Here is an 8,549-nt window from a genome sequence, read left to right as displayed (position 1 = left end):
GCCGGCGGGAGGGGCAGTACGGCACGTCAGCCACTCCTCCCGGTGCCGGGCCTGCCACGGACTGCTCACGGCCTCAGCTCGCAGCCTGAGCTCACGGACAGGACCTCAGCTCACTGCCGGGCCGGTCACCCGCCCGCTGAGCAGGCTTCCCGCGTTCGGTACGACGGGGGGCAGACCGAGCTCCGTCAGGATGCGGTACGCCGTCGATGTGGCCGCCGACAGCACAGGCAGCCCCGCGGCGTCCTCCACCGCCTGGATCGAGTCGAGGGACGGCATCTGCACGCACGCCGACAGCACCAGCGCTTCGGCTCTGCGCAGGTCGAGGCGGCGCCAGTGCTCGCGCAGACCGGCGGGGTCGAGGCGGGCGACGGCCAGGTTGTCGGGCACCTCGAGGCTCAGCGCGTCGACCACCTCGATGCCGGTGTCCTCGATGTAGCCGACGACCAGGCTGGTCAGTTCCTTCATATACGGCGTGATGATGGCGACCCGCCGGGCGCCGAGCGCGCTGATGCCGCTGAGCAGGGCACCGGCGCTGGAGACCACCGGGGCTTTGGCGCCTTCGGCACGCAGCGCGCAGGTGATCTCGTCCTCCGCCGTGCAGTGGTACCCGGGTCCCTGGGCCATGATGGCGACCAGGCAGGCGGTGGCGACGACATCGGGCCGGGCGTCGGCCAGCTCGAGGGCGGCCCGCTCGGTCTGCGCGTTCATTCCGCGCAGCTCCTCGGGGGTGACGTGCTTCATCCGCATCCTGCTGCTGTGGAACACGAAGCGGTCGCCGGGCTCGACGGCCTCCCGGGCGTTCAGCATCCGCGGCAGTTCGGTTTCCATCGTCAGGTTGGAGCTGGGCACGATCAGACCGATGTGATGGTCCGTCATGGAATGGGTTCCTCCGGTCGAGTGTGCGGCGGTCGTCGTCGGACGGGGTCGCAGGGGGGCACGGTGTCAAGCGGCTAGGCGCCGCTGCGAGGCCGGGAAAGCATGGTGGTCAGGGCCGTACGCAGGGCCGCGAGCGCGGCCTCCGGAGCGTCCCAGAAGATCATGTGTCCGGCTCCGGGAATCCGGTGCAGCGGAGCCGACGGATTGCTCTCGGCGGCCTCCTGCGCCCCGGCGGCCGTGACGACGGGGCTGTCCGCGCCGTACAGCAGATGCGCGGGCCCGGGGACGCGGGGCCACCAGCCGAAGAAGTCCTCGTGCTCGAATCCGTGGTGCGTTGCCACGATGGCCTGTTCGGCGCAGCTGGAGAGCCAGCGTGCCCGCAGCTCCTGCTCGCGGCGGGGCCAGCTGGGCCAGGAGCGGGCCACCTCGTCGGCGTCCGTGCCGCGCAGCGCCTCGGACAGCTGCCGCAGAAAGGCGTCCTGGCCGGTGGGGTAAGGACCGCGGCCGGGGCCGCTCATCGGCGGGTCCGCCAGGACCGACCCGCGCAGCGGCACCTTGCCCCGGACCGCGACGACGGCGGCGATCCGCGCTCCCATGGAGTGGCCGAGCAGCAGCGGCTGTTCGAGGCCCAGGCCGGTGATCAGGGCTTCGGTGTCATCGGCGTACTCCTCCAGCCCGTAGCCCTGGCCCTCGTCGGACAGTCCCCGGCCGCGTACGTCCAGTACCACCGGCCTGACCAGGCCGGTCAGTTCGCGGGCGACGAAGTCCATGGTGATCGCGGGGCTGGTGATACCGGGGAGGACGACGAGCGGGGGCAGGTCGCCGCCGTAGTCGAGGGCGTGCAGCCGGACATCGCCGGAGCGCACCCATCGGCTGGTGGCGGGCACGTCGGCGAGGTCGGCGAGCCCGGACTGAAGGACGGATCGCTGGGACACGGGTGTTCTCCTCACGAGCGTGCTCGCCGGGCGGCACGCGGGTCGGTCGCCGCGGACAGTGAGCTGAGGTAGGTGAGGGCGTCGTCGAGGCCGATGACGTCGCCGTACTTGGCCTGGATGTCGAAGAGCGCCGCCTGCGCCGGCCCGTCCGCGCGGTCGCCCACGCAGGCCCGGGGCACCAGCACCGGAAACCCGGACTGGACGGCGTCCACGGCGGTGGCCCGTACGCAGCCGCTGGTGGTGGCGCCGCACACCACGACGGTGTCGCAGCCGAGTGCGGTCAGAGTGGCGGCCAGGTGGGTGCCGAAGAACGCGGAGGCGCCCTTCTTGATCAGCAGCAGATCGTGCCCGTGCCGCAGCGGGAGCCGCGGGTCGATGGCCACCGCATCGCTGCCCTCGACCATTGCGCGCATGCCCGGGGCCTTGTGCAGCCAGGCGATCGAATCGCCGCGCGACTCGGCCTCGGTGTAGGCGATGGCGGTGAAGATCACCGGTACCTCTGCCGGGCGCCCCGCCTCGATCAGGCGGGTGGTCGCTGCCACCACATCGGTCAGGTCGGCACCCGGGGGATACGCGTCCTCGGTGAAGCCCCGGGTCAGGTCCACCACGACGATCGCGGGGCGGCTGCCGCGCCGGACGGGAGCGCCGAAACCGGCCTGGGCGTAGGTGTCTTCGGTGCCGGCACCGTAGAGCCCCGTCATCATCGCCCCCTGCCCAGCAGCCGGCCCTGGAGGAACCCGAACAGGAAGGCGGCGGCGAGGGGCCCGTACTTCTTCAGCAGCGGGACGGCGATCAGCGACAGCCCGTTCAGCTCGGCCGAGGGCGCTGCGGACAGGGTGGCGGTCGCGGCAGCCGGGGTGGCGGAGGCTGCGGGAGCCGCACCGGACAACGGTGGTGCAAAGGCGCCGGGAGCCGCCTCGGACAAGGGCGCTGCGGAGGCGCCGGGAGCCGCGGCGGCGGCCGCCCCAGCCGTCGGGCCGCCCTGCGTGAGGAGGTCTCCGAGGTTGCGGGCGAACTGCTGAAGAATCCGGTCCGACACGGTGGCGATGGCGCCCTTGCCGAACTGGGCTATCTTGCCGCGGATCACCAGATCGGTGGTGAGGTTCAGCCGCGAGCCGTCCGGCGCCGGCAGCACCTCCAGGCGGACCTCGGCCTCGGCGTCGCCGCTGCCGTGCGTGTCGCTGCCGCTGGCGTGTACGCGCAGATACCGCTTCCCGGCGTCGGTCTCCAGGAAGCGCACGCTGCCGGCGTAGGCGGCCGTGATCGGGCCGACCTTGACCTTGACGGCGCCGCGCCAGGCGTCGCCGTCCCGGCCCTCCAGCGCGGCGCCCGGCATACAGGACGCCACTCTTTGCACGTCGCTGAGCAGGGCGAACACCGCGTCGGGCGCGGCTTTGACGGGAACGGTGTTGCTCAGTTGCATGATGTCTCCTCGGTGCCCGCGGCCCGCTGGGCGCGCCGGGCGGTCGCGCAGGCGTCGATCGCCTCGACAATGGTCTGGTAACCGGTGCACCGGCACAGGTTCGCGGCGACGACCTCCCGGATCTCCTCCTTGGTCGCCTCTGGCCGCTCCGCGAGGAACCCCTGGGCGAGCATGAGGAAGCCCGGGGTGCAGAACCCGCACTGCAGGCCGTGGTTCTCGGTGAACGCCCGCTGCAGGTCGTCGAGTTCACCGCTGCCGGGGTCGGCGAGGGACTCGACGGTGCTGATCCGCGCGCCCTCCGCCTGCGCGGCGAACATCAGGCAGGCCCGTACCGGGAGCCCGTCCACGAGGACGGTGCAGGCTCCGCAGATGCCGTGCTCGCAGCCGACGTGGGTGCCGGTCAGCCGCAGATCGTGGCGGAGGACGTCCACCAGGGTGCGGCGCGGCGGGGTGATCACTTCGTACGACGTGCCGTTGACGTCGAGGGTGAGGAGCTGGACGTCGTCGCCCATACCGCCGGTGTCGTTCATGGTGTCTGCTCCAGTACGGGTGAGGTCAGGGCGCGGTGGACCGTCTCCGGAGTGACGGGGGTGTTGTCCAGTTCGGTGCCGGTGGCGCGCAGTGCGTCGTTGACGGCGTTGAGTACGGCGGCCGGGGCCCCGATGGTGCCGCCCTCTCCGGCGCCCTTGGCCCCGGTCTCGGTGAAGGCGCACGGGGTTTCCAGGTGGTGGATGGTCACGTCGGGGATCTCGTGTGCTGTGGGCACCTTGTAATCCATGAAACTGGTGGCCGACGGCTCGCCCTGCGCGTCGTAGGTGATCTGCTCGAAGAGGGCTCCCGCGATGCCCTGGGCGATGCCGCCGCGGCACTGGCCCTCCACGACCTGCGGATGGATCGCCACACCGCAGTCCTCGACGCAGACGTAGGCGAGGATCTCCACCTGGCCCGTGCCCTGGTGCAGTTCGACGACGACTCCGTGGGTGGCGTTGGAGAAGGTGCCGTCGGTATCGGTGTCGAAGGCCGCGGTGGCGGTGAGGCCGGGTTCGATGTCCTTGGGCAGCAGATGGGACTTGAGGTGGGCGATGCCGGCCAGGTGCGCGTAGCTGAGCTCCGCCTCGGGTTCGGCGCGGAGGCGGACGCGGCCCCGGTCCAGTTCCACCCCTTCCGGCGGGACGCCCCACTGGGCAGCGGCGATCGCGCGGAGCTTGTCGCCGAGCTTGGCTGCGGCGCGGCGTACGGCGCTGCCGCCGACCGTGATCGACCGGCTGGCGAAGGTGCCCCAGCCGTAGGTGATGCGGTCGGTGTCGCCCTGGTGCAGCTTGACCTTGGCGATGTCGACGCCCAGCGTGTCGGCGACGATCTGCGCCATGGTCGTCTCATGGCTCTGGCCGTGGCTCATGGTGCCGGTGGTCACGGTGACCGCGCCGCTGGTGTCCATCCGGACCTCGGAGAGGTCGAAGCCGGGCACGACCTCCATCTTGCGCGCGGCGAACGCCGCCGAGCCGTAGCCGGTGCGCTCGCTGAAGCAGCTGTAGCCGATCCCGATGTGCCGTCCCCCGGCCCAGGCAGCGGCCTGCTGGTCGTACCAGCCGGCCTCCTTGAGCGTCTGCTCACACAGGTTGAGGGATTCCAGATAGGAGCCGGGGTCGTAGGTGACGTTGTTGACGCCGGTGTAGGGGAAGGCGGTGATGACGTTGCGCCGCCGGATCTCCACCGGGTCCAGGTCCAGTTCGCGGGCTGCGCGTTCCATGAGCCGTTCGACGACCATCACATACTGCGGGCGGCTCACGCCCCGGTAGGGGGCGGTCGGCGCCTTGTTGGTCGCGACGGCCCGGCCGCGCACCCGGTAGGCGGGGACCTTGTAGGGGCCGGGCATCTCGGCGGAGGCCATCAGGGGCTCGATGCCGGCCGTGAACGGGTAGCAGGAGTAGGCACCCATGTCGCACACCACGTCGGCGTCCAGGCCGAGAATCCGCCCGTCGGCGTCGAAGGCCGCCCGCGCGGTGTAGTGCTGTTCGCGGGCGAGGAAGGAGGCGGTCAGCGCGTCCTTGCGGTCCTCGATCCATTTGACCGGCCTGCGCAGCCGCAGTGCGGCTGCCGCGGCGGCGATCTCCTCGCGGCCGACCACGCACTTGAGGCCGAATCCGCCGCCCATGTCCGGGACGATCACACGCACCGCGCGCTCGTCCAGACCCAGACAGCGTGCGGCGACGGTGCGCACCTGGTGCGGGATCTGGGTGCAGGTGTGCAGGACGAGCTGATCCTCCCGCGCGTCCCACTGCGCCACCGCACCCCGGGTCTCCAGCGGCAGCGCGTTCTGCCGGCCGGTCCTCGTCTCGACGTGGACCACGCAGGGGGCCTTGTCGAAGATCCCGTCGATACCCTCGGTGGCGAACAGTGAGACATCGACCAGGGTGTTGTGCGCGGCCTCCTCGTGCACCAGCGCGGCGCCGGGAGCCAGGGCCTGCTCCTCGCTGGTGACGGGCGGCAGCGACGCGTACGTCACCTTGGCCGCCTCCAGACCGTCCTCGGCGGCGTAGGGATCGCGGGCGACGACGACGGCGACGGGCTCACCGGCGTAGCGGACCCGGTCGCGGGCGAGGACGGGCATCGCGGTCGGCACGAACTCGGAAAGCGGGCGGTCGAGTTGCGCCGTGATGTCACCCAGCCCGAGGTCGGAGGCGGTGAACGCCGCAACGACGCCTGGCACCCGGCGTACGTGCGTCAGATCGATGTCGGTGATCAGACCGTGTGCGACCGTGCTGCGGACGAACTGCGCGTGCAGCATTCCGGGCAGCTCGATGTCGTCGACGAAACGGCCGTTCCCGGTCAGCAGCCGGGGGTCCTCGCGGCGCGCCACCGACCTGCCGACCAGCCGGTCCTGCGTGGTGGACTTCATCGGGACATCGCCTCCTCGCAGGCGCGTTCGACCAGGGTGCGGATGAGATGCTTGCGGTAGTGGGGGCTGCCGTTGGCGTCCCCCGGCGGGTCCACGGCGGCAGCAGCCGCCTCGGCGCAGTCGCGGAAGGAGCCGCCCGCGGCCAGCACCGCCTCGGCCTCCGGGACCCGCACCGGCATCGCGGCCACGCCGCCGAGGGCGACCCGGCCGCCGTGCACGGCCCGGCCCTCGGCCTCCAGGCTCACGGCGGCCGATACGACGGCGAAGTCCCCGCGGCGCTCGGCGAACTCGGTGAGCGCCGCATGAGGGGCTGGATGCGGGAAGACGATCTCGACGAGGATTTCGTCGGGGTCCAGCGCGGTCGTGTAGTAGCCGAAGAAGAACTCCCGTGCCGGAACACGGCGTTGTCCGCGCGGGCTCCGGGCCACGAGCTCGGCGTCCAGCAGTACGGCGAGCAGGCACCACTCGGCGGTCGCGTCGCCGTGTGCCATGCTGCCGCCGGCCGTGCCGCGGGTGCGGATCGGCAGATGGCCGATCCACGCCATGGCGGCACGGATGATGTCGAAGCCCGCTCCCAGCTGCTGCGGCGGGGCGGTCTCCACCGTGTGGTGGGTGGTGAGTGCCCCGATACGCAGCCCGCCACCCGCATCTGTGCCGAGGTGGTCGAGCTCGCGCAGGCCGCCGATGTCGACCAGGTGTGCCGGGCGGGCCAGCCGGAAGTTCATCATCGCGACCAGGCTCTGGCCACCGGCGATGACCTTGGCCTCGTCGCCCAGCTCGGCGAGGAGTGCCGTGGCGTCCTCGACATCGCGCGCCCGGTGGTAGCGGAAGGGAGCGGGCTTCATATCTCTCCTGTCGTCTCCTGTCGTACGGAGTCCGGCGGGCAGCTGTGCCGTCGGGCGGGTGTGCCCGCCCGGCCGGGGGACCTTCAGACCACCGCCTTGCCCGGTGCCGGCACCGGGGCCGGTGGGACCTGCGCCGTGTCCTCGGCGTCGTCGTCCAGCGCCCGGCCCTTGGTTTCCGGAGCCGCGACGGCCGTCCACACGACAGCCCCCACCACGGCCAGGGCCAGCACCGAGAAGGTCAGCGGCAGCCCCAGCAGCGGCCACATCACCGAACCGAACAGCAGCGGTGCGAAGCCTGTGAGCACCCGGCTGAAGGACGACGCCCAGCCGAAGCCGCTGGCCCGCAGCAGCGTCGGATACAGCTCGGACACATAGGCGTACATGGCCGGGATCGTCAGCTGCATCAGGAAGCCGAACACCCCGATGGCCACCACGGAACCGGTCGGCATGTCCATCAGCAGCGCGAACACCACCAGCGCGAGGGAGGCGAGCGGCGCCGTGATGCCGATGAGCCACTTCCGGCCGACCAGATCCACCAGCGCCGTGGACGTCAGGACGCCGATGATGCCGACGCCGCTCATCAGCGTGGTGCTCATGAAGGCGGCCGTGTCACCCAGGCCCTCCTCCTTGAGGATGGACGGCATCCAGCTCAGCGCCGCGTAGTACACCAGCATGACGGTGGCGAACAGCAGCCAGGCGGCGGAGGTGATGCGCGGGCTGAACTTCCAGATGTCGCGCAGCTGCCCGAGCACGGCCCGGGGACCCTTCGCTCCGGCGTCCTCGGCCGGGGCGGAGACGACATACGGCTCGGCCGCCGCTCCGGTACGGGTCACCAGATCGTCGATGACGGCGCGTGCCTCGGCCTCTCTGCCCTTCTTGCTGAGGTAGACCGGCGACTCGGGAACGCCCCGGCGTACCCAGAACAGCAGCAGCGCCGGGATGCTCATGGTGGTGAGCATCCACCGCCAGTTGTTGTCGAGCGTCAGCATGGCCGTCGACACCAGACCGCACAGCGTCACACCGATCGGCCACCACACGTCCAGGGCCGTCAGGATGCGCCCGCGGTACTTCCTCGGGGAGAACTCCGCAACCAGCGCGTAGTCGACGGGAATACACCCGCCGAGCCCGACACCGGCCACGAAGCGCAGGGCCAGGAAGAGTATGTAGCTCGGGGCCAGAGCGCCGAGCACCGAGAACAGCGCGAAGACCAGCAGTGTGACGCTGAAGGCCCGCTTGCGGCCGATACGGTCGGCGATCGCACCCCAGGTCACCGCGCCCACGGCCATGCCGACCAGATTGACGGTGGCCACCAGGCCGCGCTCGGAGAGCGTCAGGTCGAAGTGCTCACCCAGCAGCGGCATGAGGAAGCCGTTGAGGGCGATGTCGTAGGCGTCGAACAGGTAGCCGAGGCCGCCGATGATGAAGATCTTGCCCTGGACACCCCATCTCCAGGGAAGGTCCTGAACAATCTGGTCGCCTGTTTTCACGTTCACTCCACGGGGGTTCGAGGGGGACGCGCCCGTACGGGCGGACATCGGGGGAGGGAAAACCGGAAGGGGAGCGGGCAGGGG

8 protein-coding genes are annotated in these 8,549 nt (G+C 71.2%); all 8 read right to left on the bottom strand.

Features of this window, described 5'->3' with window-relative positions:
- Positions 1-105: 105 nt before the first annotated feature.
- The 8 genes from ITI46_RS31540 to ITI46_RS31505 all read right to left on the bottom strand — a co-directional run bounded on the left by ITI46_RS31540 (position 106) and on the right by ITI46_RS31505 (position 8,465).
- Positions 106-876: a maleate cis-trans isomerase family protein gene (locus tag ITI46_RS31540; protein ID WP_209243353.1), complete on the bottom strand. Its 771-nt coding sequence runs from the start codon at positions 874-876 to the stop codon at positions 106-108.
- Between the two features lie 74 nt (positions 877-950).
- Positions 951-1,811: an alpha/beta fold hydrolase gene (locus ITI46_RS31535; protein WP_209243352.1), complete on the bottom strand. Its 861-nt coding sequence runs from the start codon at positions 1,809-1,811 to the stop codon at positions 951-953.
- 11 nt (positions 1,812-1,822) lie between these two features.
- The gene (locus tag ITI46_RS31530) at positions 1,823-2,512 is read right to left on the bottom strand and encodes an isochorismatase family protein (protein ID WP_209243351.1); all 690 of its coding nucleotides are present in this window, start codon (positions 2,510-2,512) and stop codon (positions 1,823-1,825) included.
- Positions 2,512-3,234, bottom strand: coding sequence for an SRPBCC family protein (locus ITI46_RS31525; protein WP_209243350.1), 723 nt, complete (start codon positions 3,232-3,234; stop codon positions 2,512-2,514). The genes ITI46_RS31530 and ITI46_RS31525 overlap by 1 nt, the downstream gene beginning before the upstream one ends.
- Positions 3,225-3,764, bottom strand: coding sequence for a (2Fe-2S)-binding protein (locus ITI46_RS31520; RefSeq protein WP_247746891.1), 540 nt, complete (start codon positions 3,762-3,764; stop codon positions 3,225-3,227). Before ITI46_RS31520 ends, ITI46_RS31525 begins: the two co-directional genes overlap by 10 nt.
- Positions 3,761-6,133 (bottom strand): xanthine dehydrogenase family protein molybdopterin-binding subunit, encoded by a 2,373-nt coding sequence (locus tag ITI46_RS31515; RefSeq protein WP_209243349.1) that lies wholly within the window; start codon positions 6,131-6,133, stop codon positions 3,761-3,763. The genes ITI46_RS31520 and ITI46_RS31515 overlap by 4 nt, the downstream gene beginning before the upstream one ends.
- The gene (locus tag ITI46_RS31510) at positions 6,130-6,978 is read right to left on the bottom strand and encodes an FAD binding domain-containing protein (RefSeq protein ID WP_209243348.1); all 849 of its coding nucleotides are present in this window, start codon (positions 6,976-6,978) and stop codon (positions 6,130-6,132) included. Before ITI46_RS31510 ends, ITI46_RS31515 begins: the two co-directional genes overlap by 4 nt.
- A gap of 83 nt (positions 6,979-7,061) precedes the next feature.
- Positions 7,062-8,465, bottom strand: coding sequence for an MFS transporter (locus ITI46_RS31505; RefSeq protein ID WP_209243354.1), 1,404 nt, complete (start codon positions 8,463-8,465; stop codon positions 7,062-7,064).
- Positions 8,466-8,549 lie beyond the last annotated feature (84 nt).

It is taken from the genome of Streptomyces oryzae, assembly GCF_017676365.1.
Taxonomy (GTDB): Bacteria; Actinomycetota; Actinomycetes; order Streptomycetales; family Streptomycetaceae; genus Streptomyces; species Streptomyces oryzae.
This window is presented reverse-complemented; position numbering and strand designations above follow the sequence as displayed.